Origin of the sequence: Pseudomonas sp. MM213, assembly GCF_020423045.1 — a bacterium.
Classification (GTDB): domain Bacteria; phylum Pseudomonadota; class Gammaproteobacteria; order Pseudomonadales; family Pseudomonadaceae; genus Aquipseudomonas; species Aquipseudomonas migulae.
This window is the reverse complement of the sequence record NZ_CP081943.1, coordinates 6,005,448-6,031,658: the sequence shown is the minus strand read 5'-3', so window position 1 is coordinate 6,031,658 and position 26,211 is coordinate 6,005,448. Positions and strand designations below refer to the sequence as shown.

29 protein-coding genes are annotated in these 26,211 nt (G+C 57.1%); 8 read left to right on the top strand and 21 right to left on the bottom strand.

Translation table 11 applies throughout. The features are described from left to right. Positions 1-102: 102 nt before the first annotated feature. The 11 genes from K5R88_RS27390 to K5R88_RS27340 form a co-directional block, all read right to left on the bottom strand. On the bottom strand, positions 103-483 hold the full coding sequence (locus K5R88_RS27390) for a phage tail assembly chaperone (protein ID WP_008039313.1): 381 nt from the start codon (positions 481-483) through the stop codon (positions 103-105). After that, the gene (locus K5R88_RS27385; RefSeq protein WP_226298719.1) at positions 480-2,210 is read right to left on the bottom strand and encodes a phage tail-collar fiber domain-containing protein; all 1,731 of its coding nucleotides are present in this window, start codon (positions 2,208-2,210) and stop codon (positions 480-482) included. The genes K5R88_RS27390 and K5R88_RS27385 overlap by 4 nt, the downstream gene beginning before the upstream one ends. Continuing rightward, positions 2,211-2,846, bottom strand: coding sequence for a phage tail protein I (locus K5R88_RS27380; protein WP_223453212.1), 636 nt, complete (start codon positions 2,844-2,846; stop codon positions 2,211-2,213). Continuing rightward, positions 2,843-3,838 (bottom strand): baseplate J/gp47 family protein, encoded by a 996-nt coding sequence (locus K5R88_RS27375; RefSeq protein WP_223453211.1) that lies wholly within the window; start codon positions 3,836-3,838, stop codon positions 2,843-2,845. Before K5R88_RS27375 ends, K5R88_RS27380 begins: the two co-directional genes overlap by 4 nt. Continuing rightward, positions 3,835-4,167 (bottom strand): hypothetical protein, encoded by a 333-nt coding sequence (locus K5R88_RS27370; protein WP_008029983.1) that lies wholly within the window; start codon positions 4,165-4,167, stop codon positions 3,835-3,837. Before K5R88_RS27370 ends, K5R88_RS27375 begins: the two co-directional genes overlap by 4 nt. Before the next feature lie 10 nt (positions 4,168-4,177). Then, on the bottom strand, positions 4,178-4,789 hold the full coding sequence (locus K5R88_RS27365; RefSeq protein WP_008039320.1) for a phage baseplate assembly protein V: 612 nt from the start codon (positions 4,787-4,789) through the stop codon (positions 4,178-4,180). 3 nt (positions 4,790-4,792) lie between these two features. Next, complete coding sequence (locus K5R88_RS27360; protein WP_226298718.1) at positions 4,793-5,317, bottom strand: hypothetical protein; 525 nt, start codon at positions 5,315-5,317, stop codon at positions 4,793-4,795. 88 nt (positions 5,318-5,405) lie between these two features. Further along, positions 5,406-5,753 (bottom strand): phage holin family protein, encoded by a 348-nt coding sequence (locus K5R88_RS27355; RefSeq protein WP_008039324.1) that lies wholly within the window; start codon positions 5,751-5,753, stop codon positions 5,406-5,408. A 217-nt stretch (positions 5,754-5,970) separates the two neighbouring features. Continuing rightward, the gene (locus K5R88_RS27350) at positions 5,971-6,159 is read right to left on the bottom strand and encodes a hypothetical protein (protein WP_226298717.1); all 189 of its coding nucleotides are present in this window, start codon (positions 6,157-6,159) and stop codon (positions 5,971-5,973) included. Positions 6,160-6,264: 105 nt separating this feature from the next. Continuing rightward, on the bottom strand, positions 6,265-6,447 hold the full coding sequence (locus K5R88_RS27345; protein WP_226300290.1) for a Com family DNA-binding transcriptional regulator: 183 nt from the start codon (positions 6,445-6,447) through the stop codon (positions 6,265-6,267). Between the two features lie 494 nt (positions 6,448-6,941). Beyond that, positions 6,942-7,676 carry a LexA family transcriptional regulator gene (locus K5R88_RS27340; protein ID WP_226300289.1) on the bottom strand — a complete coding sequence of 245 codons (735 nt, stop codon included), beginning with the start codon at positions 7,674-7,676 and terminating at the stop codon, positions 6,942-6,944. A 520-nt stretch (positions 7,677-8,196) separates the two neighbouring features. On the opposite strand from K5R88_RS27340, the gene K5R88_RS27335 reads away from it, so the two are divergent. The 7 genes from K5R88_RS27335 (at position 8,197) to fdxA (ending at position 15,519) form a co-directional block, all read left to right on the top strand. Further along, positions 8,197-9,189, top strand: coding sequence for a glycosyltransferase family 2 protein (locus tag K5R88_RS27335; protein ID WP_223453207.1), 993 nt, complete (start codon positions 8,197-8,199; stop codon positions 9,187-9,189). A gap of 48 nt (positions 9,190-9,237) precedes the next feature. After that, the gene (locus K5R88_RS27330; protein ID WP_329959890.1) at positions 9,238-9,807 is read left to right on the top strand and encodes an acyltransferase; all 570 of its coding nucleotides are present in this window, start codon (positions 9,238-9,240) and stop codon (positions 9,805-9,807) included. Continuing rightward, positions 9,804-10,790, top strand: a complete 987-nt coding sequence (locus tag K5R88_RS27325; protein ID WP_226298715.1) for a class I SAM-dependent methyltransferase — start codon at positions 9,804-9,806, stop codon at positions 10,788-10,790. The genes K5R88_RS27330 and K5R88_RS27325 overlap by 4 nt, the downstream gene beginning before the upstream one ends. 38 nt (positions 10,791-10,828) lie before the next feature. Next, on the top strand, positions 10,829-11,269 hold the full coding sequence (locus K5R88_RS27320) for a GtrA family protein (RefSeq protein ID WP_226298714.1): 441 nt from the start codon (positions 10,829-10,831) through the stop codon (positions 11,267-11,269). Positions 11,270-11,383: 114 nt separating this feature from the next. Beyond that, positions 11,384-11,848, top strand: a complete 465-nt coding sequence (locus tag K5R88_RS27315; RefSeq protein ID WP_226298713.1) for a class I SAM-dependent methyltransferase — start codon at positions 11,384-11,386, stop codon at positions 11,846-11,848. A gap of 637 nt (positions 11,849-12,485) precedes the next feature. Beyond that, positions 12,486-15,053, top strand: coding sequence for a DNA mismatch repair protein MutS (mutS, locus tag K5R88_RS27310; RefSeq protein WP_223453239.1), 2,568 nt, complete (start codon positions 12,486-12,488; stop codon positions 15,051-15,053). Between the two features lie 142 nt (positions 15,054-15,195). Next, on the top strand, positions 15,196-15,519 hold the full coding sequence (gene fdxA, locus K5R88_RS27305) for a ferredoxin FdxA (RefSeq protein WP_007908827.1): 324 nt from the start codon (positions 15,196-15,198) through the stop codon (positions 15,517-15,519). Positions 15,520-16,840: 1,321 nt separating this feature from the next. On the opposite strand, the gene rpoS is transcribed toward fdxA, so the two are convergent. The 8 genes from rpoS to K5R88_RS27265 all read right to left on the bottom strand — a co-directional run bounded on the left by rpoS (position 16,841) and on the right by K5R88_RS27265 (position 23,974). Beyond that, positions 16,841-17,848: an RNA polymerase sigma factor RpoS gene (gene rpoS / locus K5R88_RS27300; RefSeq protein WP_008029016.1), complete on the bottom strand. Its 1,008-nt coding sequence runs from the start codon at positions 17,846-17,848 to the stop codon at positions 16,841-16,843. A 105-nt stretch (positions 17,849-17,953) separates the two neighbouring features. Beyond that, complete coding sequence (locus tag K5R88_RS27295; RefSeq protein ID WP_223453202.1) at positions 17,954-18,811, bottom strand: peptidoglycan DD-metalloendopeptidase family protein; 858 nt, start codon at positions 18,809-18,811, stop codon at positions 17,954-17,956. A gap of 202 nt (positions 18,812-19,013) precedes the next feature. Further along, positions 19,014-19,649, bottom strand: coding sequence for a protein-L-isoaspartate(D-aspartate) O-methyltransferase (locus tag K5R88_RS27290; protein WP_226300288.1), 636 nt, complete (start codon positions 19,647-19,649; stop codon positions 19,014-19,016). 38 nt (positions 19,650-19,687) lie between these two features. Next, on the bottom strand, positions 19,688-20,437 hold the full coding sequence (gene surE / locus K5R88_RS27285; RefSeq protein ID WP_008029009.1) for a 5'/3'-nucleotidase SurE: 750 nt from the start codon (positions 20,435-20,437) through the stop codon (positions 19,688-19,690). Next, on the bottom strand, positions 20,425-21,483 hold the full coding sequence (gene truD, locus K5R88_RS27280) for a tRNA pseudouridine(13) synthase TruD (RefSeq protein WP_226298712.1): 1,059 nt from the start codon (positions 21,481-21,483) through the stop codon (positions 20,425-20,427). The genes surE and truD overlap by 13 nt, the downstream gene beginning before the upstream one ends. After that, complete coding sequence (ispF, locus tag K5R88_RS27275; protein ID WP_008029005.1) at positions 21,480-21,953, bottom strand: 2-C-methyl-D-erythritol 2,4-cyclodiphosphate synthase; 474 nt, start codon at positions 21,951-21,953, stop codon at positions 21,480-21,482. Before ispF ends, truD begins: the two co-directional genes overlap by 4 nt. Positions 21,954-22,007: 54 nt before the next feature. Continuing rightward, positions 22,008-22,853 (bottom strand): S-formylglutathione hydrolase, encoded by an 846-nt coding sequence (gene fghA, locus K5R88_RS27270; protein ID WP_008029003.1) that lies wholly within the window; start codon positions 22,851-22,853, stop codon positions 22,008-22,010. 8 nt (positions 22,854-22,861) lie between these two features. After that, a complete protein-coding gene (locus tag K5R88_RS27265) occupies positions 22,862-23,974 on the bottom strand; it encodes an S-(hydroxymethyl)glutathione dehydrogenase/class III alcohol dehydrogenase (protein ID WP_008029001.1) in 1,113 nt (370 codons plus the stop codon). 106 nt (positions 23,975-24,080) lie between these two features. On the opposite strand from K5R88_RS27265, the gene K5R88_RS27260 reads away from it, so the two are divergent. Next, on the top strand, positions 24,081-24,977 hold the full coding sequence (locus tag K5R88_RS27260) for a LysR substrate-binding domain-containing protein (RefSeq protein WP_008028998.1): 897 nt from the start codon (positions 24,081-24,083) through the stop codon (positions 24,975-24,977). Between the two features lie 164 nt (positions 24,978-25,141). Here the strand turns inward: K5R88_RS27260 and ispD are convergent, their stop codons facing one another. Continuing rightward, complete coding sequence (ispD, locus tag K5R88_RS27255) at positions 25,142-25,849, bottom strand: 2-C-methyl-D-erythritol 4-phosphate cytidylyltransferase (protein WP_008028996.1); 708 nt, start codon at positions 25,847-25,849, stop codon at positions 25,142-25,144. Beyond that, positions 25,846-26,124, bottom strand: a complete 279-nt coding sequence (gene ftsB, locus K5R88_RS27250) for a cell division protein FtsB (RefSeq protein ID WP_008028992.1) — start codon at positions 26,122-26,124, stop codon at positions 25,846-25,848. Before ftsB ends, ispD begins: the two co-directional genes overlap by 4 nt. Between the last annotated feature and the right edge of the window lie 87 nt (positions 26,125-26,211).

The following is a 26,211-nucleotide window of genomic DNA, read 5'->3' as shown; positions in this document are numbered from 1 at the left end:
CTGTTTCTCCATAAACGAAAAAGCCCCTTGGGTAAGGGGCTGTCGGGTGTTGTGTGTGTGTTTGTGTTGCGGATAAGAAAACGCCCCGGCGGTGCGGGGCGTTTATTGGGTGTGCTCGGCGATCCAGGACGGAGCGACCGGGCGATGCTGGGTATCGGGGAAGTCCGGTGATTGAGGCCAGTCGCGCAGTGCCTGGATGTACACGAGCAACTCACCGAACTGCTCTGCGGTCAGCGTGGTATGCCCTCCGATTTCACGCTGATCGCGATGACGCTCACGTAACCACATCAGCGAAACCAGTTCGGCATCGCGCCACTTTCGCTCATCGTCCGCTTTCGTGGTCGTGGGCGCTGTTGCGCTCTGGATGTACGCCTGAACCTCTTCATCAGACATAGGCACCAACCCGGCAGAGATGAAGTGCGCGGGAGCGTCATCTTCGTAAGCATTGACGTTACCGGTCTGTGGATTGTGGAAATACTTCATGGGCGCAGCTCCGACCAGACAGCATTGACAGGGCTTGAGAGAGTCACGGAGTAGGTTGTTCCGACCGGGACAACGAAGGCGGCGTGAAAGCCCGAGGTCGTGAGAGTTACACCACCACAGGTGGCTGTGACCGAGCCGGACTGGATTGCAACTTGAACCTGAATCGGTCGACCAGTGGTGTTGGTGTAGACGGTGCCACTCACGCGACTGGCGGTGACGTTCTGCCAGGTCTGGCCATCACCTACGCCGCGTGGTCTGGCTTCCAGGCCTCCCACTTGTGCCGCCAGGCCCGCCACGTCGATGGTTCCCTGATTGACCGGGGCGTTCCAGGCCTTGATGCACCACATCACGGCAAGGTTTCGTGGCCGGGTCTCACTTCCTCCATATTTGGAAACCGCACCGGTCGACAGCGAGCTACCGACGGAAGTATTTGCGAACGCTACGAGTGCATTGCTTCCTGTTCCGGTAATCCCCAAGCCGGACCTTGCCCCGTGCTCGTGCTCTTCCAGTTGACCAAGCTGGCCGCTACCCAAGACACGACCAACGTCCACCCCGCGTCCATGGTCCCAACCGCGCAAAAACTCGCCACGCGATTCAGGAAGGCGAAAATTCCCTGCACCTTCGTTGCCCTGGTTGAACGCCGTCCCAAGGAACGCGGCCAAGTCAGGAAAGGTCGCAATGCTCCGAACACTGCCGTCAAGCTCAAGAAAGCCGGGCGGAACCTTGTTCACCGGCAACCCGAGCATACTCCCGACCGGCAGCGCCGAGACCTGCGCAATCAGCGCTTCGACTTCAGGCTTGGTGTAAGTGTCCTTGATCCCAAAACCGGCCAGCGTTTCTGGATTGGTACCACCCGTGGCGCGGCCGTACTTATCGACCGTCAGACTCTTGTAAGTCCCCGCCTGAATCCCCGTCCGCCCCGCAAGCATTTCAAAGCTCAGCGCCGTAGTGCCCAGCGTGATCGGCCCATTCGTGATCAGGTGCCAAAGCGAATCACCATTCGCCGTGCCCTCCTCGACCATCACGGTCAGGCTTGGCGTCACCTTGGCGCTGGCATTGGCATCCGCCGCTCGCACCCAGGCACCGTTGGCCGCAACATAAATGCCGTTGTCCTTCGCCAGCGTTTGCGCTGTCACCAGCACTCGCTGCCCGGAAAGCACCGCGACGCCGTCGATTTGCTGCGCACTACTGAGCACGATGTTTTCAGTGGTGGCCACGCGAACTGATTGCTTGCCATCCAGCTTCGCCAGTTCGTCGGCGAGATACCCCATCACCCACGCCCGCGTCGCTTTGACCACGGTGTCGTCGATCAACAGCGTCACGAGCGACGCGTTGCTGGTCTCGAAAATCGAGCGAATGTAGAACTCTTTGCCCGAGCCCGACGTCGCCAGCACCGGCTTGAACGACTCCGGGTATTTGACGATGGCGTAGAGGATGCCGGTGTCGGTCCAGAGCCCGGCTTCACGCACATACCAACCGCCCTCTTCTGGCGGGATGGTCACTTCGGCGAGCAGCCAGCTCGGATTTTTCTCGTCCTGGAACAGCGCATTCAGTGGCCCGCGCCACACTTCTCGTTTAAGCGCCGTGGCGGTTGCCGCCGGGTTGTAAACCGCGCCGCCGCCGTCACCGACCGAAATCTGCGACAGTTTGATCGGCACGCCCGCCGCCTTGCAGGCAGTTTCGTAGGCGATCCCCGCATTGGTAAGCAGGGTGTAATAGTCGGCCATTTAGGACCCCTGAGGATAAATAGTGGATGTTTCAACGGCGTAGAGCCCGGCGGCCATGAAGGCCTGCCCCGAGGCTTCAAGCCCTTCGATGACAATCGGATACACCGTGGTGAGTTCGCCGCACACCGTCGCCGCGCCAATGACGTGACTGCCGAATGCGCTCAAGCCGACGGACACCGACAGAACGTCGCGCTCGCTTTTGGCGTCCGCCAGACGCCGGTCGAGACGAGCGTCGATTTCTTCGCTGTAGGGTTGCTCGGTAAATGCCCTGACGGAAAAGCTGTAAGGCGCGCCCGGCGGTGTCTGCTCGTACCAGGCACGCACCTCAGGCATTAGCCGCAATCCTTTCGCGGCGTTTTCCAGGGCCTGGCGTGTCCCGGCCTGCCGTGCGGTGGGCCAGGCCAGTTCAACGGTCAAACGCTTTTCCGCCTCGGCGGCCTCGGTGCTCCATTCGCTGACACCACGATCCGCGGCGAGATAAGGCAGAAATACCTGAGGCGTCGAGGTCGGGTTCATCAGCTCGGGGAACGGCGGCGCGATGCGGTCAAGCAATGCACCGAAGCCGATATCGAGGGCTTTTTCCAACGGTGAGCTGTTGGCTGGCAACAGGCTCGGGCGCGGCCTCTGGTCACTCATAGCGTGAGCACCTCGACCTCGACCCCGGTGCAGTAAGGCGCTTCAAACGCCGTCGTCACAATCGGCTCGACCGGTTCGAGAATGTCCAGTTGAACCGCGCCGGCACTATGCAGCGTGTAGTCGATCCAGCTCGGATCGATCCGCCCTTCCAGTCGATGACAGCTCTGGGCATACGCTTGCAGTTGCTGTTGCGCGGCAACCTTGGTCAGCCCCGAATCAGGGCCGGCGTTGATTCGGGCGACGACGCGGATTTTGTAGTTTTTGATATGGGCGCTTTGCACTGTGACCCGATCCGTTTCCGGTCGGACGTCGGGCCGGGCGAAGTGCCGCCGCACGCCGTCGAGCAGGTCATCGGACGCAGTGCCATCGCCCTCCCGAGCCAGCACCGTGACCATCACTTCACCGGGCGCCGTGCGGCGTCCATTGCCGTCCTTGACCTGCGCCGCGTAGCCGTCCGGATCGAAGGTGTACGTGACCGTCACCTCGCCCGGTGCATGAGTGTCCACCTTCACCACAGGACGCTCGCCGAGGGTGAAGACCTCGCGGCGATATTGCATGCGTGAACCGGCGGCCGGTGCGTGTGGCGCCAGGTAATAACGCAACCGGGCGTCGTCGTCGCTTTCGTACACGGGCGCAATCGGCGGGAATGCCGCCGGGTCGCCAGGGTCCAGCAACTGACGCTCAAGCCCCATGTCCGCAAGGCGGGCATCGAGGTTGCTGCCAGTCGCCCACCAGGCCAGCATCTGCTTAATGCGGGCGTTGTATTTGCGTTCGTGGATTTGCAGGCGCACACAAAAGGCCTCGAGGGCCAGGGTCAGCAACTCGCTTTCGTTTTCGAGGCTGACCTTGATCTTTGCCGCCGACTCGGGAGCGCGGGCGCCAACGTACTCGACGACAAACGTCTTGAACTCGGCGAGCAAATCCTCGAACGCTTCGACGGTGACGATCGAAGGTTCGGCCAACTGGTTCTGGCCGGGTATCAACATGCTCATGTCACCACCTCGAAAGTCTGTTTGCGGTTTTGCCAGGTGCCGGCGAATCGCAGGACCAACCCGGCGCCTTGCCGGCTGGCCACAATGACCTGCGGCTGGAAATCATCGATGCCGTTCTGCGGGTTGTAGAACGCCTGCGCCGCGTGGCTCTGGGCAAGCATCAGCAAGTCGTCCCCGAGGTTGCGGCCCAGCAGTTCCGGGATCAGCGAGCCATACAAAGGACGCTTCTGCCGGGTACCCAACGGCGTGGTCAGCGCTCGGGTTGCGCGCTGTACAAACTGCGGCCAGTCATCGACCGCCGCCCCGGTGTTTCTTTCGATTCCGATCATGGGAAACTCTTTATGCGGTACTGATGACGCGTCCCTGGTGATCCACCACCGGGCCGCTCAGGTGCACACCGGAAGCGTCGAGTCGCAAGCCGACCGCGCCCAGTTGCAGTTCGATGGCCTCAGGCGTGATCGCAAGCCTCGCCGGGCCGAGATTCAACTCGAGCGCTTCGCGAGAGCCATTGAACGCCGCCGGGCCGTTCTTCCAGTGCAAGGCATGGAGGGCGTCGTCGTAACCGCTTTCCGTACCGTCCAGATAGAGGCGACGCGTCAGCGAAGCCTGGGTCGAGGCGGGTGGAAACCGATTACCGTTAAGCCCGAACAACGCCACGGATTGAGCGCCGCCCTCGCCGCCGCCATGGTTCAGCAACAGGCATTGCTCGCCGACCGAGGGGATCCGCGACTCGCTTTGCGCCCCGGCGCTGGGGTTGAAAAAACGGATGGCCGGCGTCAGCAATCCTGAGTGGCTGACGCGGCAGGTATTGCTGGCCGCATCGACTTCCTGGCACACGCCGATACGACACAGGCTGTCGCTGCGCCGGTGCACGTCTTCAAGTTCGGCCTCCATCTCGGCCAGCCGCTCAATGATCGGGCCGAGCTGCTGACGTAAAAGCGCATCGAACATGGCTCAGCCCTCAAGTGCGGTGTATTGGTCCGGGTCGTCGATGTTCGAGACTTCCCAGGTTTTGGCGAATTTCGGGATGCCCAGCGGGTCCTCCAGCAGCAATGCGCCGAGGTAAATCGTCTGGGTAAAGGAGAGGGTCCAGGCGAGGTACTCCTGCGAACCGCTGATGAGCGTCGACGGCAAGGCATCGATATTCATGGGCAGGTCACATTGACTACCCGGCAGGCCCCAGCGGTTATCCGTGGCCAATCCCTTGAGTACGCTCGCCAGATCGCCTGCGGCCAATCCCGGATTACTCAGCGTCGGCGGCACAATGATTTGCAGCGAGATCGACAAAACATGGGCGATGCGCCCGTCATGGGCGCGGTCGCCGGCTGCATTGCGTTCGATGGCGATCAGGACCCACGCCTGATCGAACGTGCCGTCGAAGTCCTGACGGCCTCCGACCTTCAAACCCGGGCCAACCGCACGCAGCGCGTCGGCAATGGCAAAAAACAGACGCGACGGCTTATCGATGTCGAGGGACATAAGTGGCTTCCATTCAAATTTCGAGGCGTCCGGCTGCGTGGGTTCATGCAGCGGACCGGGGATGCCAGAACGGCAAAGGGACCTGGCTTTATTGATCCGGGCGGGAATCACGCGGCGGCACTTCACACACGCCGATCCGCTTGGCCGCCCAGCGCTCATAAAGGCCAATGGCGACATCGGCGCCGGCCATCGCCGTGAGGCAGCCAAACGCGCCGGCAGCCCAGATCGACAGGCCGGCGGCGTACAGCAGCATGATGGCCGACACCCCGCAAATCATGCAGGCCCCGGAACGCAAGGCCAGACGCCGCAGCAATGACCAGCCGCGAGCGCCCTCCTTGTCGGCACGCCACATTTCGCCGGTTACCCCGCCCACCAGGGCGAGCACGATGACTAGCCAGATCGGCATGTCCAGCAACGCTTGTTGCTCGTTTGTCATGTCACGCCTCCTGGGGTGAATTGCGTAACGAAAAGGCCCCGCGAATACGAGGCCATAAATAGGGGGCGCGTGTCTTTCCACGCTACCTGTCGAAGACCATCGTCCTGATTTTGCTTCGGATAGCAGGCCTGCCCATCGACAAGCCTGCCCTTCAACCACGTTACCGGGCGCAGAACTCAGGCAATGCCGGTGAGTTGCCCCCATCGCATACCCGCTATCAAACGTTTTCGTTACGGCGCATAGCCTGCAGCAACGCATAACCCTTCCACGTCAGTTGATAAAGTGGCGTGCCCTTCGGGCCAACGCCTTCGTTGGAGAAATAACCTCCGTCCATCAACAATTTGAATTGGAACATCTCCTCTGCCTGCGCTGGACGATTGAAGGTTTTCTTGACCAGATCCTCCATCTCCCACCAGCAACGGGTGCGATCGCTTCGCACGCATTCATGAACGATTGGGCTACACCTGTAAAACGTTGCATATGTTTCTCCTGAACGATTAACCCAACAGCTCTATGCCAATTGGGAAGTTGCGGCATGCGTCGCTTCTTTGTCGCTCAATGGCGATCGCTCAAGGCTCGCGGCCTTCACGTGATTCAATGTTCCGCAGCGGGAGCATTTGATCTGGAGCTCGGTGAACTCACCCACCCGGGCGAGCAGTCTTTTGCACTGCCCACACCTGCAATCTTTCAACATCACGACGCCTCCTGGCTTGTGCCGAATCCTTTCTGTGGATGAGGTTGATCGACCTCGTACGAGGTAGGCATTCCAAAAAGCCCGGCGCTTGCCGGGCTTTTCAGTAATGCGGTCCTTCGCGTTGACCTTTCGGCGCTACTGGCGCGGTACGGGTCCATTCAGATTGTTTTTCCGACCGCGGTCCCTGCCCGCCGGATAACTGCTTTCGGTGCTTTACGCTGCACACCCGGGTCAGTTGCCAACCCTCTGAACCGTTGAGGCCGGTTCATCGCTGCCTTTGTCGTGGAACTAAAGAACTTCGTTTCGAGCTGCTTTGTTGAGCGGCTTGAGACAAAGAATATGCATGGATGCATATACAGTCAATGCATAAATGCATTTATTTATGCATTGCTAATGCACTGACGCATGAAAGCCCCGCAGACAAAGGCGTTGGCGGTTTTCAGCAGGCGAAAAAAAACCCGCACGATGGCGGGTTTTATCTGACAGCGACGAGGTTAGCGGGCGTACATGCCCCACCAGAAGACGTGGCCGAGGATGACAATCTGCTCTTCCTGGATCTCCTGGAAGGTGTAGTCCTCGTCCGGATGTTCATCGCGATTGAAGCTGCGCAGGCGAATCCCCGTAGGCAAGCGATAAAGCTGTTTAACCCGCAGCTGACCGTTGTGGTTGATCGCATAAAGGTCGCCATCGACGATATCGCCGATCCCGCACTTGCCGGCATTGACCCCCACGGTGGCGCCGTCACGCAGTACCGGCAGCATGCTGTTACCACGCACCGTCACGCATTTGGCCTGGTCGAACTGCACACCATTGTGGCGCAAACTGCGCTTGCCGAAGCGCAAGCTAGAGCGCTCGCTTTCTTCGATGACGAATCTTCCTGATCCAGCAGCCAATTCAACCTCGCGAAGAAAGGGGACCGACACCTCGTCGTCATCGACAGGCGTATCGTCGTCCCACAGGCTTATGTCCTTGAGTTCGGAATGCAATTCATCGCGACCGGAATTGACGGCAGGCGCGACATCCGCGCGGCCACGCAACTGATCGGTGCTCACGGCGAAGTACTCGGCGATCTTCGAAATGTGCTTATCCGAAGGATCGACAATCTTCCCGCTGAGGATCCGCGAGAGAGTGGATTGAGGCACGCCGGTGCGACGGTGAAGCTCCGTGGGGGAGATCCCGTGCTGATCGAGCAGCGCTCTTAAGACGGAAGAAACATTGCGTTTTTGCATAACGCGCATAGTGCTTGATCTTTTTTTGGGAAGCAAATGCGTATTTGCATAATACATTGCATAGATCGAGCACAATCAGTAGAGAAGCCTCAGTTGCTCACCGTCCTCAAACCTCATTAACAGGAACGGCACTGTATGGCCATTTGGCACGTAGATCTGGCGAGCATTCACTCCAAAAATAGGTACCTGGTTTCACTGCTCCATTACAGCCCGCAATTGCAACACGTTCGGCATCAGTCAGACAGTTCGTCAAACAGGAGAAAACTGACCGGCTAAACGGAGGCTGCCAGATGACAGAGCCCACCTGTTACCCGTAAAATCACCAGCTTTCCAGCGCAGCCCACGTGAAGGCAATCGTGCAATCCGCTGAATTCGACAAAAAATTAAAAAATGCAAAGTAGTCGCCCCCATCGGCCAGACGACATTCGATGGAATGGCCACTTCGCCCTCCTGGGTGAGTTGATCCTCATACAGTACACGCGTCGCTTCTGTCACAGCCGCGACCGAAACAAAGCCCGCAATGGACGTGCGTTATCGTTGCGCACATTATTTGGAACGTAAACGCATGACATCCCCGCAGATTTCCGTCGTTATCCCTGTGTACAAGGCCGAAAGCTGCCTTGATGAACTTTATCTGCGTTTGAAGGCTGCACTTGAAACGATATCGGAAAACTTTGAAATTGTGCTGGTCGAAGACTGCGGTGGTGATACTTCCTGGGATGTGATCGAGCGGCTGGCAGCAGCAGATCCGCGAGTGCGGGGCATGCAATTCAGCCGCAACTTCGGTCAGCACTATGGCATCACCGCAGGGCTGGATATTTGTCAGGGAGATTGGGTAGTCGTGATGGATTGCGACCTACAGGATCGTCCTGAGGAAATTCCGCGCCTGTACGCCAAAGCACAAGAAGGCTATGACATCGTCTTGGCCAGGCGCGGCGAACGATGCGATCCACCACTGAAACGTATTTCCTCTTGGTTCTTTTACAAAGTATTTAGCTATTTGACCGACACTGAATACGATGGAGAGACCGGTAATTTTCGCATCATGTCACGCAAGGTGGTGGAGAACTTTCGCCGCATGGGAGAACAACTACGATTCTTTGGCGGGCTAGTGCAATGGATTGGTTTTCCCACTGCCAGCATAGATGTAGAGCATGCTGAACGCTTTGAGGGTAAGTCGACTTACACTATCGCAAAGCTTTGGAAGTTGGCGTCTGAAACCATCATCGCCCACTCTGACAAACCACTGCGATTGGCTACACGTTTTGGCTTTTTGATGGCATTTTTCTCCTTTTGCTATGGAACGTATATTCTTAGCCACGCGCTGATATATGGCTCATCTATTCCTGGCTGGAACAGCTTGTTTGTTTCACTGTATTTTATCGGCGGAATAATCATCGCTATTCTTGGAATTCTCGGAATCTATCTTGGCAAGACCTTCGATGAAAGCAAGAAGCGCCCTCTATACATTGTAAGGCGCATAACCTTTAGCGAGCAAAAACCTGACAATTAAACATGCCTGTCGTCCACAAAAAGCGAAACATATATATAATTAAGGAGGGTGGCTTTGGCATTTTTAAATGAGGAATCTCTGAATGCTCTAGGCTTTAAACACCTAGGCTCAAATGTCAAAATCAGCGATAAGGCTTCGATTTATAATCCGGAGCTTATGGAGATAGGCGACAACTCGCGCATTGATGACTTTTGTGTCATTTCTGGAAAAGTAACTATTGGTAAAAACGTCCATATTGCCGTCTTCTGTAACGTTGGGGGCGGTGAGGTCGGGGTTACACTTGATGACTTTTGTGGCTTGGCATACGGCTGTCACGTCTTTGCTCAGTCCGATGACTATTCTGGTCGAACGCTGACCAACCCTACTGTTCCAGACAAATTCAAAAAAGAAATCAAATCACCGGTTTACATTAAACGCCACTCCATTGTTGGAGTCAGTTCAGTTGTTTTCCCTGGCGTCACCCTGGAAGAAGGAACTTCGATCGGCGCAATGAGCTTGGTCACCAAGTCAACAGAAGCATGGACTGTTTACTTTGGAATTCCAGCCAAACGTTTGAAAACACGTAAGCGAGACCTTCTCGAGCTTGAGAAAGAATACAATTTGGAGCAAAAGGCATGACACAAAAAAATCTGAAGGCTACTTTATTCCACCAGTCAGCTCATTTGTCAGAACAGGATTTATTGGCGCCTAGTGTCTCTTGCCCTTTTTGTAGTGCAACTGAAAGAAAAAAAGTAGCAGTATTGCAGGACGCGCCGGATGTAGCCCTTTTGCACTGCAAAAACTGCAATGCGGCGTCCGCATCAAGAATGCCAAAACCAGAAACACTGAGCAAATATTACTCTCGCTATTACGATACTTTTGATGACACTGAGGACAAAATCACTTTAGATGCACCAGACCGTATGGCCTCTCATATAGTACGGTGCGCTGCTCCAACTCTGGGCAGTTTGTCTGGACGAGATATTTCTATTCTGGATTATGGCGGCGGTGACGGATCAATTTCAGCTCGAGTTGCACAGGAGTTAATTGGCCTCGGCGCTGCAAAAGTCAACATTGCACTTGTTGATTACAACAAAAGCACAATAGCAACATCGGACAACCGCATACAATTTTACCGCCCGAGCGACCTGACAGACATTCAGGAAAAAACAATGCATCTGGTTATTGCCAGTGCAATTATAGAACACATACCCGAGCCTCGTGAAGTTCTGGCTCAACTATTGACATCACTTAAAAAAGATGGGGTTTTTTACGCCAGAACACCTTATGTCACCCCCCTGTCAAAAATAACCAAAGCGATTAATATAAAGTTTGATTTCACCTACCCTGCACATGTTCACGATCTGGGAGCAAAGTTCTGGAACAATGTCATTGATGTTCTGCCGCTAGAGGGAGAGTTCAGCGTATTCCACTCCACCCCCTCAATCGTCGAAACGTCATTCAAGCAGCACTTTTTTCGCACATTAATAGCTCATACACTCAAGCTACCCGGATATGTGTTCAAGGAAGCCTACGGATTAGTGGGGGGTGGGAAATTTGTATCCGCCGTCACTCCTGATGCGCGAGCAGAACATCGCCTTGAGAGCCTTTTTATATTCTGATCACGATTCTGCTAACGCATTCGGTCAGATCACTACAAATGAGTCTTGATTTGCATATGAACCAGGTAGCACGAAAAAAGTCTTTAAGGCAGGTGTTCAGTTACGTATTAATCGGCTTACTGATCAATCTTACAGGCTATACGCTGTATCTTCTTCTGACATACTTTGGAAACACCCCAAAATCAACCATGACCGCACTGTACTTCATCGGTGCGTTAATTGGGTTCTTTGCCAACCGGAGCTTCACCTTTCGCCATGACGGGCATGTTGGCAAGGCTGGAGTCCGCTACCTGCTGGCGCAGCTCCTGGGCTATTTATTAAATCTATTACTGTTGTCGCTATTTGTAGACTGGTTGGACTTTCCACATCAAATCGTTCAGGCGATAGCAATCGTCGTGGTAGCAATTTTCTTGTTTGTTCTATCACGGTTTTTTGTATTCGCGCCGCTCTCCGCCACAAATAAAGGAGCACGATCATGAGAGCCTGCCTTCAGTGCGCAAGTAGTTTTTCTTCAGACGGCTGGGTTTGTCCAGCGTGTGGGTATGAACCCGTCCGATTGAATGGCGTCGAGGCTCACGCAGCAGAGTTCACGAATGGGGGGGGGCAATCCTGAATATTTTGAGGAACTAGCCCAGTTGGAGGCTGCCAACTTTTGGTTCCGGGCGCGTAACGAACTAATCCTCTGGGCGCTGCAAACCTATAAGCAAAATGCTTCTACCTTTCTAGAGGTGGGCTGCGGAACTGGTTTTGTTCTGTCTGGCATCGCCAAAATGGATGCAGAAATGGCACTAAGCGGGAGTGAAATATTCCTTGCTGGTTTGTCATATGCAGCCGCTCGAGCACCTTCTGCTCAGATCATGCAGATGGATGCGCGACATGTACCGTTTGTAGACGAATTCGATGCAATTGGTGCCTTTGATATACTTGAGCACATCGAGGAATATGAAGCCGTCCTTACTCAACTACATAAAGCCCTAAAACCAGGAAGGGTATTGTTACTAACCATACCGCAGCATCCTTGGTTGTGGAGTGCTAACGATGACTATGCTGCCATGTAAGGCGATACACGCCTCAAGAACTGCATAAAAAGGCCGTGGACGCAGACTTCTGCATCGAGAGAAGCACTTCGTTCGTAAGTCTATTGTTACCTGCGATGTTGTTCTCACGTAGAAAGCCGAATATGGCATCTACCGAGATCGATGCAACGACCGAACTACATCTCCCGAAATTATTAAATAATGTGCTATTCCACGTAATGCGTATCGAACAAAGGTTGATTAAATTCGGGGTGAATTTTTCGCACGGCGGCTCCAGACTAATTATGGCTAGTAAGAAGGCTTGATTCCATGCTTAAAATTAACTTTTGGCGGAAGTATGCTCCGATGCTAAGGCGCTACGTTTCCAACACAAAATCGTCCAGCCAAAATTAATCTCGCAGCTCTTCACTCGCAACGAGAAATGACCAGAAAAACAGCCCACATGCCCGTATCCATCAATACACTGATGGCGCATTAACACTATGCACAATTGCGCCACCTGATACGCGCAGTGCGCGGAATGCTCTTGACCACCAACGTGATACCCTTGAATACACCTGCGAACGCGGGGGAGCGTGAAGAAAAACGCACGCCAAATACCCCTGAAGTTGCCCCACAAATTCAGATAAAAAATTGTAACCCACTGATGAATAAAGCTATTTCCGATCTGTCCTCTCACACGCCAATGATGCAGCAGTACTGGCGCCTGAAGAACCAGCACCCCGACCAGTTGATGTTCTACCGCATGGGTGACTTCTACGAGATCTTCTATGAAGACGCGAAGAAGGCCGCCAAGTTGCTGGACATCACCCTGACCGCCCGTGGGCAGTCGGCTGGCCAGGCGATTCCGATGTGTGGGATTCCTTACCACGCCGCGGAAGGTTACCTGGCGAAACTGGTGAAGCTCGGCGAATCGGTGGTGATCTGTGAACAGGTCGGCGACCCGGCGACCAGCAAAGGGCCGGTGGATCGGCAAGTAGTGCGGATCATCACGCCGGGCACGGTCAGTGATGAAGCGCTGCTGGATGAGCGTCGGGACAACCTGATTGCGGCGGTGCTGGGTGACGAGCGTCTGTTCGGTCTGGCGGTGCTGGATATCACCAGCGGCAACTTCTCCGTGCTGGAGATCAAGGGCTGGGAAAACCTGCTGGCGGAACTGGAGCGGGTCAATCCGGTGGAGCTGATGATCCCGGATGACTGGCCGAAGGATTTGCCGGCGGAGAAACGCCGTGGGGTTCGTCGTCGTGCGCCGTGGGATTTCGAGCGCGACTCGGCGCTGAAAAGTCTGTGCCAGCAGTTTTCGACCCAGGATCTGAAAGGGTTTGGCTGCGAGAACCTGACCCTGGCCATCGGCGCTGCCGGCTGCCTGCTCAGCTACGCCAAGGAAACCCAACGCACCGCCCTGCCCCATTTGCGCAGCCTGCGCCATGAGCGCCTGGACGACACCGTGGTGCTGGATGGCGCAAGCCGTCGCAACCTGGAACTGGACACCAACCTGGCCGGTGGCCGCGACAACACGCTGCAATCGGTGGTCGATCGCTGCCAGACCGCCATGGGCAGCCGCTTGCTGACCCGCTGGTTGAATCGTCCGCTGCGGGACCTGAACGTTTTACTGGCGCGCCAGACCTCGATCACCTGCCTGCTCGACGGTTACCGTTTCGAAAAGCTGCAACCGCAGCTCAAGGAAATCGGTGACATCGAGCGGATTCTCGCGCGGATCGGTTTGCGTAATGCGCGTCCTCGCGACCTGGCGCGCCTGCGCGATGCCCTCGGTGCATTACCCGAGCTGCAAGTGGCGATGGCCGAGCTGGAAGCACCGCACATTATTCAACTGGCGAAAACCACCAGCACCTACCCGGAACTGGCGGCCCTGCTGGAAAAAGCCATCATCGACAACCCGCCTGCGGTGATCCGTGACGGCGGCGTGTTGAAAACCGGTTACGACAGCGAACTCGATGACCTGCAATCGCTCAGCGAAAACGCCGGGCAGTTCCTGATTGATCTGGAAGCACGCGAGAAGGCCCGTACCGGTCTGTCGCACCTGAAAGTCGGTTACAACCGCATTCACGGCTACTTTATCGAGCTGCCGAGCAAGCAGGCTGAATCGGCGCCGGCCGACTATATCCGTCGCCAGACGCTCAAAGGCGCCGAACGCTTTATCACGCCGGAACTGAAGGCGTTCGAGGACAAGGCGCTGTCGGCCAAGAGCCGCGCCCTCGCCCGCGAGAAGATGCTCTACGAAGCGCTGCTCGAAGACTTGATCAGCCAATTGCCGCCGCTGCAAGACACCGCTGCAGCCCTGGCCGAGCTGGACGTGCTGAGCAACCTCGCCGAACGCGCGCTGAATCTCGACCTGAACTGCCCGCGCTTCGTCGACGAGCCGTGCATGCGCATCAGCCAGGGTCGTCACCCGGTGGTCGAGCAAGTGCTGACCACGCCGTTCGTGGCAAACGACCTGAGCCTCGACGACAACACGCGCATGCTGGTGATCACCGGTCCGAACATGGGCGGTAAATCCACCTACATGCGCCAGACCGCGTTGATCGTACTGCTGGCGCACATCGGCAGCTTCGTGCCGGCGGCCAGTTGCGAATTGTCGCTGGTGGACCGGATCTTTACCCGGATCGGTTCCAGCGATGATCTGGCCGGTGGGCGTTCGACCTTCATGGTCGAAATGAGCGAAACCGCCAACATTTTGCACAACGCCACCGAGCGCAGCCTGGTGCTGATGGACGAAGTCGGTCGCGGCACCAGCACCTTCGACGGCCTGTCCCTGGCATGGGCGGCGGCTGAGCGCCTGGCACAGCTGCGGGCTTACACGCTGTTCGCCACGCACTATTTTGAACTGACGGTGCTACCGGAAGCGCAACCGCTGGTGGCCAACGTGCACCTCAATGCCACTGAGCACAACGAGCGCATCGTGTTCCTGCACCACGTGCTGCCCGGGCCTGCCAGCCAGAGTTATGGCCTGGCCGTTGCACAACTGGCCGGCGTGCCGAGCGAAGTGATCGTGCGCGCTCGCGAGCACCTGGGTCGCCTGGAAGCCACCGCGCTGCCGCATGAAGTGCCCAAGGCAGCCAAAGGTAAATCGGCCGCGCCACAGCAAAGCGACATGTTCGCCAGCCTGCCGCATCCGGTACTCGAAGAACTGGCCAAACTGGATCTGGACGACCTGACACCGCGTCGTGCACTAGAAATGCTCTATACACTAAAGACACGGATCTAACGCACTTGCCTGCAAGCTGTTAGAATCTCGCGCGGTTTGGGATGCTGCAGGCTAATAGCCTGGCCTGCAGACTATCGCTCCCAAACCTGGCGACCCCAACGTGAAGGGGCTCCGCTGCCGCCGCCTGAGGAGAAAATTAGAAATGACCTTCGTCGTCACCGACAACTGCATCAAGTGCAAGTACACCGACTGCGTAGAAGTCTGTCCGGTGGACTGCTTTTACGAAGGCCCGAATTTCCTGGTGATTCACCCGGATGAGTGCATCGACTGCGCACTGTGCGAACCAGAATGCCCTGCCGTGGCCATCTTCTCCGAAGATGAAGTCCCGGAAGAGATGCAGGAATTCATTCAGCTGAACGTTGAGTTGGCCGAAATCTGGCCGAACATCACCGAGAAGAAAGAATCGTTGCCCGATGCCGAAGAGTGGGATGGCGTCAAAGGCAAGATCAAAGACCTCGAACGCTGATTGACCCTGCGTTCCCGAAAAGGCCCCTTGCGGGCCTTTTTTGCTTTTCTGCAGGCAAAAAAGTTGATAACGCAAAAACCTGTAGGAGCCGGCTTGCTGGCGATGGATTCAAGTGCGCCGCGTCTATCCAGACAGCACGCGTTATCGTTGACCACCATCGCTGGCAAGCCAGCTCCTACAGATTCTGTGTCGTGTGAGAGAACCGGGATCACGCCACTCCTGTAGGAGCCAGCCTGCTGGCGATGGATTCAAGTACGCCGCGTTGAAGCAGGTTTCACGCGTTATCGTTAACGACCATCGCCAGCAAGCCGGCTCCTACAAATTTTGTATCGTGAGACAGAACCGGGATCACGCCACTCCTGTAGGAGCCAGCTTGCTGGCGATGGATTCAAGTGCGCCGCGTCTATCCAGACAGCACGCGTTGTCCGGTCGTTTTTCGCGGGCAAGCCTCGCTCCTACAGGGAATCGCGTTTGCTTTTGATTTTCACCACTCATCAGGCCGAGCGTTAGCTCGCCTTCAGCTTTTGATCTTGAGGTACCCGCCCCCTCGAGAGGCCGAGTGGAGGTTCTGCGCAGTGGGCAACCCGGCATGGATGCCGGGTTAGCCGCCCCCGGCCATGGATGGCCGATGGCGGCGGGCCCACGGAGCAGGACCGGAGCGAGGGCATGCCGAGCATTAGCGAGGCACCGAACGAAAGGGGCAAGAGCCCTTGGTTACTTGGGGCTTTTCCAAGTGACTCGCTGTAAGAGCGAAACCAATAGAAGCCGTTACCGCAGAAACGGATATGTACACCAGGAAGAAAACGGTCGGCTATCAAGCCGCCATCGCTAGCAAGCCAGCTCCTACAGGGGAGACCACGCAAAACTCGAAAATAAAGTGACATCCAAACCAAAAAAAAGACAAAAAAAGGGGCGGTTTGACCCGCCCACATTTTTTCCCTATTCCCTGTGTTCCTTTTCATCGTCCTGATGAATCGCATCCTGCAATGTCCTTTCCCCTCATCCTTGAAGGGCGTGTCTGTCCGTCGACACAACCTGAATACTAGAGAATTCCCGAGCAAGAGCAATTGCCCTCCGCGGCAAAAATCCGCTGTCACATGCTCCTGATTTTTATAAATACCTATAAAAATCAAAGCATTAAAAAAATCATCGGCAAACAGTAGTCGTCTTCCAGGGTGTAAAAATAGCGAACACTTACGCAAGAGTAAGCCAAGACTTACACCGCAAAACTACAAACATATCGTCATTGCAGGCGCGTCAGCCAGACAACAAAAAGCCCCGAACCAGTCGGGGCTTTTTGCATGCCGCTCAAGCGATTGGCTTATTGGAACAGCGACTCACTCGACAGGCCATTTTTCTCCAGAATCTCCCGAAGACGCTTCAGGCCTTCAACCTGAATCTGTCTGACGCGTTCCCGGGTCAGGCCAATTTCCAGGCCTACATCTTCCAGTGTGCTGCTCTCATGACCGCGCAGACCGAAGCGGCGTATCACCACCTCGCGCTGCTTGTCGGTCAGTTCCGAGAGCCATTGATCGATGCTCTGGGACAGGTCGTCATCCTGCAGCAGTTCGCATGGATCGGTCGGACGGTCGTCGGTAAGGGTGTCCAGCAGGGTTTTATCCGAATCCGGACCCAGTGAGACATCGACCGAAGAAACCCGCTCGTTCAGGCCCAGCATGCGCTTGACCTCGCCCACCGGTTTTTCCAGCAGGTTGGCGATTTCTTCGGGTGAGGGTTCATGATCGAGTTTTTGCGTCAGCTCCCGTGCGGCCCTCAGGTACACGTTAAGCTCTTTGACCACATGGATCGGCAACCGGATGGTCCGGGTCTGATTCATGATCGCGCGCTCGATGGTCTGACGAATCCACCAGGTTGCGTAGGTCGAAAAGCGGAAGCCACGTTCGGGGTCGAACTTTTCTACCGCCCGAATCAGTCCGAGGTTGCCCTCTTCGATCAGGTCCAGCAGCGACAAGCCACGATTGACATAGCGTCGGGCGATTTTCACCACCAGCCGCAGGTTGCTTTCAATCATGCGTTTGCGCCCGGCCGGATCGCCACTTTGCGACAAGCGTGCAAAGTGAACTTCTTCTTCGGGGGACAGCAGAGGGGAAAAGCCGATTTCATTGAGGTACAGCTGCGTGGCATCGAGCGCACGCGTGTAATCGATGTACTTGTGTTGCTTTAACGAGGCGGAGTGTCTGGATTTGGCACGAACGGAAGGTGGAGCAGCCCCTTCATCATTCGACATCGAATCCGTACCGATGCCGGTCTCCATCAGGAGAACCTCATCGTCGATGTCAAACTCCGGCACTTCTTTACTGAGAGCCATTGTTATAGTCCTTTGGTGAGTTCGACCTCAGGCTCAAGCGGCGCCTTTATCCTTGGCAACGCTGGAGCCTGTTCCCTCTACGTGACGGAACAGGCTGGTAACAAATCAACGACGTGGCAGGAACTGCAGCGGATCTACAGGTTTACCTTGTCGGCGAATCTCAAAATGCAGTTTCACCCGGTCTGTACCCGTTGACCCCATTTCGGCAATTGTCTGTCCGACCTTGACCTGCTGCCCCTCCCGAACCAACAGCCTGCGGTTGTGACCGTAGGCACTGACGTAGGTGTCGCTGTGTTTGATGATGACCAATTCGCCGTAGCCCCTTAAGCCACTCCCGGCGTATACCACCGTCCCATCAGACGCAGCTAAAACAGGCTGTCCCAAATCCCCGGCGATATCAATTCCTTTATTCAAACTACCGTTTGAAGAGAATTTTCCAATGAGAATGCCATTAGAAGGCCACCCCCAGCCGGTCGGGGCCGGGCCTGCAGGAGGCATCGGAGCGGGTGCTGGCTTGTTGGCGACGGACGGTGCAACCACCGTTGTCGTCGTAGTTGCGCCATTTGGCTGGCGCCGGATTACTGTGGTTTTACTCGACGATGAAGGCGCCGAATCGGCCGGGCTGGCCACCGCCGCCGGCGTTGAACCGGTGCGACCGTCAAAGCGAATCGTCTGACCCGGATGTATCGTGTAAGGCGCAGGAATGTTGTTGCGTGCGGCGAGGGCTTTGTAGTCCCAGCCGTAGCGAAAGGCGATGGAGAACAAGGTGTCTTTAGGTCGAACCACATACTGACCCGTGGTCACTGCCGGACGCTGGGCCACGGCATTGTTGCGATCGACGACGCGTACGTCGCTCGACTTGTTGCTGGAACAACCGACCAGCAAGGTACTCAAGACTAGGCCAGTCACCAGGCGCTGAAAGCTCGTTATACCCATTCGCTGCGCAATGACTGTGAGACTCACCCGCCGCTCCCTTTGTGGTGGCTGAAATATTGAATTGCCGTGCTCCCGGCATGAAGTGTCACCAGTATAACGGGCTGTGCAGGCTTTACCTTTAATGAAGCGAAGCACACGTTTGCTACCTGACGATGAAACCCGTTTAACCGATCGACGCCGCTGTAAGACAGAGGTAATCGAAGAGAATTCACAGCGCCCGGACAAATGCTCAGGCCAGGGGGCCGTTGAGCAATGGAACGAAACGCACCGGCCCCAGAACACGCCTGGAAAACCCGTGTTCTTCGCGGATGATCAGCATCAACTGTTGCACTTCACCCGAACCGACCGGTATGACCAGTCGCCCTCCAGGTGCCAACTGATCGAGCAAGGCCTGAGGTACATCGGTCGCCACCGCCGTCACGATAATGCCGTTGTACGGCGCCAGCGCAGGCCAGCCTTCCCAACCATCGCCCCAGCGGAAAACCACATTGCGCAAGTTCAGATCAACCAGGCGTTCCTTGGCCCGGTCCTGCAGAACCTTGATGCGTTCGACGGAAAAAACCCGCTCGACCAGTTGCGACAGGATTGCGGTCTGATAACCCGACCCTGTGCCGATTTCCATTACCTTGTCCAGAGGCCCCGCCTCCAGCAGCAGCTCGCTCATGCGGGCCACCATGTAAGGCTGGGAGATCGTCTGGTTGTTACCGATCGGCAACGCCGTGTCTTCGTAGGCACGGTGCGCCAGCGCTTCGTCGACAAACAGGTGTCGTGGCGTAAGGCGGATCACTTCCAGCACCTTGGTGTTGGAAATGCCTTCCTCGTACAACCGCTGAATCAGACGCTCGCGGGTACGTTGCGAGGTCATCCCGATACCGCGATGCATCGGGTCTTGTTCACGAGCCATCAGCGCAGTCCCTCCAGCCAGCCGTCGAGACTTGCGAAAGCATCATTGAAGGTGCGATCCAGTTGCAGCGGCGTGATGGATACATAGCCTTGCATCACCGCATGGAAGTCGGTGCCCGGGCCGCCGTCTTCGGCGTCCCCGGCGGCGGCGATCCAGTAACCGGACTTGCCGCGCGGGTCGACCACTTTCATCGGTGCCGCGGCGCGGGCGCGATGGCCGAGGCGCGTCAGCTGGATTCCGCGGATGTGGTCCAGCGGCAAATTGGGAATGTTCACGTTCAGCACCGTGCGCGGTGGCAGGTCAAGGTCAGCGTGGGCTTCCACCAGTTTGCGCGCAAAGTAAGCGGCTGTGGGAAGGTTCTCGACCTGCCGTGAGACCAACGAAAAGGCAAACGATGGCCGCTTCAGGAAACGCCCCTCGAGGGCCGCTGCCACGGTACCGGAATACAACACATCGTCCCCCAGGTTGGCGCCCAGGTTAATGCCGGAAACCACCATGTCCGCTTCGCGCTCCAGCAAGCCGTTGAGGCCCAGGTGCACGCAATCGGTCGGTGTGCCATTAAGGCTGATAAAGCCGTTGGCCAGGGTTTGCGGGTGCAACGGACGGTCGAGCGTCAGCGAACTGCTGGCGCCGCTTTTGTCCTGGTCCGGGGCGATAACCACGCATTCGGTGTAATCCGCCAGCGCAGCATAAAGCGCGGCGAGACCGGGTGCGGTTACCCCATCGTCGTTAGAAATCAGAATACGCATGGGCTGTCCGTCTGCCCCACCGGCACCAGATCAACAAGCTCGCGCACCAATACAGTGGCAAAGCATCCGGCCGGCAGGACGAATTCCAGTTGCAGAATGTCAGGCTCGGGATAATGCCACGTCAACCCACCAATGGGCAGCCGCAGGATGCGACGTTCGTGGCTCATTCCGGCATTAATCAACCAATCGCGAAGGTCTGCTTCGCGGGCGGCGATTGCCTGCTCCAGTTCATGGACAGCGCCCATCGCCGGCGAGTCACCTTCACCCCACTGCGGGCCGGTCGGGTGCAGGTCTAGAATCGCCAGTCGCGGGTCGCTGCACTCGGCCTCACCGGCCGGAAAAAAACTGCGGCTGTCGGTAAACGCCAACAGATCGCCAACCTGCGCTTGCTGCCAGGTGCCATCAGCAACGCGCGCCGCCAACACTTGGTTAAACAGAAAACTGCGGGCGGTGGAAAGCAGACGCGAACGCACGTTGCGCTGCTCCGGCAAGGCCTTGCGCGCGGCCCAGCTACGGGCATCGACCACGTTGCCACCGTCAAAGCCGAAACGCTGGGCGCCGAAATAATTCGGAATACCTTGTTTGGCGATCAGTTGCAGACGCGCATCGATCGCCGCTTTGTCGCCAGCGAATTGCGTGAGACGCAAGGTGAAACCGTTGGCCGAGTGGGCACCGCGTTGCAGCTTGCGTTTGTGCCGACCGGTCTTGAGGATTTTCAGCGTATCGTTTTCCGCCGCCGACAGATCAGGGTCAGCCTTGCCCGGCAGTTGCACGCTGAACCACTGACGCGTCAACGCCTGACGATCCTTGAGACCGGCGTAACTGACGGTGCGCAACGGCACGCCCGCCGCCTTGGCGATTCGACGTGCTGCCTCTTCGGTATTCAGGCCGCGTTTTTCCACCCAGATCCACAGGTGCTCGCCGTCGCCGCTGAGAGGAATATTGAGGACTTCATCGACCTGGAAATCTTCCGCCGTAGCTTTCAGTACAGCGGTGCCGAGGGCTTCACCATAGGCACGCGGGCCAAGCAATTGCAGTTCGTTCATGCGCGCAGCAACAAGGCAACGGAGTGCACGGCAATACCTTCTTCGCGACCGACAAAGCCGAGCTTTTCGGTGGTGGTAGCTTTCACGTTCACTTGATCCAACTCAACTTGAAGATCCGCGGCAATCAGCGCACGCATCGATTCGATATGCGGGGCCATTTTTGGCGCCTGGGCGACGATGGTGTTATCGACGTTGCCGACCTTCCAGCCCTTGGCGTGGACCAGTGCGACGACATGACGCAACAGCACACGGCTGTCGGCACCCTTGAATGTCGGGTCGGTGTCCGGGAAATGCTTGCCGATATCACCCAGCGCAGCAGCGCCGAGCAAGGCATCGCTCAAGGCGTGCAGCAGGACGTCACCGTCGGAATGAGCGAGCAGCCCGAAGCCGTGTGCAATGCGCACGCCGCCCAGAGTAATGAAATCGCCTTCAGCGAAACGGTGCACATCATAGCCGTGGCCAATACGCATAAAAAAAACGCCCCGATTTTTGTCAGGGCGTGATTCTACCTGCTTTGTCAGTCATTAGGCGCTTAGAGCACGTCCATGATGCTGCAAGTGTTCATCGATGAAGCTGGCGATGAAGAAATAGCTGTGGTCGTAGCCCGGTTGCAAGCGCAACGTCAGCGGATGACCGGCCAGTTTGGCCGCCTGTTGCAGGGCTTCAGGCTTGAGCTGGGTGGCGAGAAAATCATCTCGATCACCTTGGTCGACCAACAGCGGCAGCTTCTCGTCAGCCTCGGCAATCAGCGCACAGGCATCCCACTCGCGCCACTTCGAACGGTCTTCGCCCAGGTAACGGGAAAAGGCTTTCTGACCCCACGGGCAATCCATCGGATTGTTGATCGGCGAGAACGCCGACACCGACTGATAACGCCCCGGATTGCGCAACGCACAGACCAGCGCGCCGTGACCGCCCATGGAGTGGCCGCTGATACCGCGCTTGTCCGAAGCCGGGAAATGGGCTTCGACCAATGCCGGCAATTCCTGCACGACATAGTCATGCATCCGATAGTGCCGCGACCAGGGTTCCTGCGTGGCATTCAGATAAAACCCGGCGCCGAGGCCGAAGTCCCAGGCACCGTCCGGATCACCCGGCACATCGGGACCGCGCGGGCTGGTGTCCGGGGCAACGATGATCAACCCAAGCTCGGCGGCCATGCGCATGGCGCCGGCCTTTTGCATGAAGTTTTCGTCGGTGCAGGTCAGGCCGGACAACCAGTACAGCACCGGCAGTTTGCCGCCCTGCTCCGCTTGCGGCGGCAGGTACACGGCAAACACCATGTCGCAACCGAGCACGTCGGAGCGGTGCCGGTAGCGTTTGTGCCAGCCGCCGAAGCTTTTCTGGCAGGAGATATTTTCCAGGCTCATGACCGACCTCAGAAATGAATGACGGAACGGATGCTTTTTCCTTCATGCATCAGGTCGAAAGCCTTGTTGATATCTTCCAGGCCCATGGTGTGGGTGATGAACGTATCCAGCGGGATTTCGCCGGTCTCGGCCATTTCGACATAGCTCGGCAATTCGGTACGACCGCGCACACCGCCGAACGCCGAACCGCGCCAGACGCGACCGGTGACCAACTGGAATGGGCGGGTAGCGATTTCCTGACCGGCACCGGCGACGCCGATGATCACCGACTCGCCCCAGCCTTTGTGGCAGCACTCAAGTGCGGCGCGCATCAATTGGACATTGCCGATGCACTCGAAGGAAAAGTCGACGCCGCCATCGGTCATGTCGACGATGACTTCCTGGATCGGACGGTCGAAGTCTTTCGGGTTCACGCAGTCGGTTGCACCCAACTGTTTGGCGATCTCGAATTTGGCCGGGTTGATGTCGATGGCGATGATGCGCGCAGCCTTGGCTTTTACCGCGCCAATGACCGCCGACAGACCAATACCGCCAAGACCGAAAATCGCCACGGTATCACCCGGTTTCACCTTGGCTGTATTGAGTACCGCGCCAATGCCGGTGGTGACGCCGCAGCCCAGCAGGCAGACTTTTTCCAGCGGCGCTTCTTTAGGAATCTTGGCGACGGAAATTTCCGGCAGCACGGTGTATTCGGAGAACGTCGAGGTGCCCATGTAGTGGAAAATCGGCTGGCCCTTGTAGGAAAAACGCGTGGTGCCATCTGGCATCAGGCCTTTGCCCTGGGTCGCACGAATCGCCTGGCACAGGTTGGTCTTGCCCGACAGGCAGAATTTGCACTGGCGGCATTCCGGGGTGTACAGCGGGATCACATGATCGCCGACAGCGACCGAGGTCACGCCCTCGCCGATCGCTTCAACCACCGCGCCACCTTCATGACCGAGGATCGACGGGAAGATACCTTCCGGGTCAGCGCCCGACAGGGTGTAGGCATCGGTATGACAGACACCGGAGGCAACCACACGCAACAGAACTTCACCGGCCTTGGGCAGGGCGACATCGACTTCAACGATCTCGAGGGGTTTCTTGGCCTCGAAGGCAACGGCGGCGCGCGACTTGATCATGTTGGTTCTCCAGTGAATAAAACGAGACAGTGAGTGTAATACAGCGCCTTACGGTGAATAATCCGGACAAAAGCAAAACATTATTGCCACACAGGGATAATCGTTAATGTCCGAGAACCGCTGGGAAGGTATCGACGAGTTCGTCGCCGTGGCCGAGTGCAGCCAGTTTACGGCGGCGGCGGAGCGTCTTGGGGTGTCTTCCTCCCACATCAGTCGCCAAATAGTACGCCTCGAAGAACGCCTTCAGACGCGCCTGCTTTATCGCAGCACCCGGCGAGTCACGCTGACCGAAGCCGGGCAAACGTTTTTGCAGCATTGCCAACGGTTGCAGGACGGTCGTGAAGAGGCACTCAGAGCTGTCGGCGACCTGACCAGCGAGCCCAAAGGCATGTTGCGCATGACCTGCGCGGTGGCCTACGGCGAGCGCTTTATCGTGCCGCTGGTGACGCGATTCATGGGGCTTTATCCGCAACTGCGGATTGATATCGAGCTGAGCAACCGTCAACTCGACCTGGTGCATGAAGGCCTGGACCTGGCGATCCGCCTCGGCCGCCTTCAGGACTCGCGACTGGTCGCCACGCGACTGGCACCGCGACGCATGTATTTGTGCGCGTCTCCGTCCTACCTGGAACGGTATGGTCGCCCACATAGCTTGTCGGAATTGAGCCGCCACAACTGCCTCATCGGTAGTTCGGACCTGTGGCAACTGGAACAGAACGGGCGGGAATTTTCCCAGCGGGTGCAGGGAAACTGGCGTTGCAACAGTGGGCAAGCGGTGCTGGATGCGGCGTTACAGGGCGTCGGGCTCTGTCAGCTGCCGGATTACTACGTGCTGGAGCATCTGAAAACCGGGGATTTGATTTCGCTGCTGGAGGCTCATCAGCCGCCGAATACTGCCGTTTGGGCGCTTTATCCACAGCAGCGGCATCTGTCGCCGAAGGTGCGCAAGTTGGTGGATTATTTGAAGGAAGGGCTGGCTGAGCGGCCGGAGTATCGAAGCTAGACGGTTGCTGGTGTGCCAGGAAGAAATCGAGTGCCTGGACTACCGCTATCGCGAGCAGGCTCACTCCTACAGTGGACGGGGACGAACACACATCTTGTGTACACCGTTGAACCCTGTAGGAGTGAGCCTGCTCGCGATCGGGGATAACACTGACCCCAAGTCAATCAGCGGCGGTTAGCCCAGCGCTGTCTCAACCATTCAAGATCTTCGGGACGTGTGACCTTGAGATTGTCGGAACGCCCTTCGATAAGGCGTGGCGATGAACCAGCCCACTCCATCGCCGACGCTTCATCAGTGATCACCGCATCCGCCACCAGACTGTCCGCCAACGCCCGATGCAACGCGCCAAGTCGAAACATCTGCGGCGTATACGCCTGCCAGATCACGCTGCGGTCCACGGTTTCAACGACACGACCGTGCTTGTCGACCCGCTTCAGGGTATCGCGTGCCGGAACCGCCAGCAGCCCGCCGACCGGATCGTCAGCCAGTTCAACCAGCAACTTGTCCAGATCATCGCGGCTCAGATTCGGCCGCGCCGCATCGTGGACCAACACCCAATCCTCATCGTCCGCACCCAACGCATGCAAGTGCAGCAAGGCATTGAGCACCGACCCGGAACGCTCGGCGCCACCGTCAACGCGTTGAATACGCGAATCGCCAGCGCATGCCAGATTGGGCCAATAAGGATCATCAACAGCCAGACTGACCACCAGTCCCTTCAGGGAAGGATGATCAAGGAAACAGCCAAGGCTGTGTTCAAGAATAGTGCGCCCGCCCAGGTGCAAATATTGCTTGGGACGGTCTGCGGCCATACGGGCACCGACGCCCGCGGCAGGGATAACGGCCCAGAAGGCCGGTAACGAGGAATTCATTGAGCCAACTGGTAAAGGGTTTCACCGTCCTTGACCATGCCCAACTCATGGCGAGCCCGCTCTTCAACGGTCTCCATGCCTTTTTTCAACTCACTGACTTCGGCGTCCATGACCCGATTGCGCTCCAGCAAGCCTTCGTTCTCTGCGTGTTGATCCGCGATCTGCTGAGTCAGCTCGGCCACTTGCGCCAGACTGCCATTACCCACCCACAGGCGGTATTGCAGGCCAGCCAGCAACAAGAGCAAGACGAGGAACAACCAATTGGGACTGCGCATCGAATATCAGGTATCCAGTGAAAAAAGACAGCCATGCCAAAACTTTGAAGCTTCTGATAGCACGAAGCCTGGAAAATCCAGGCTTGT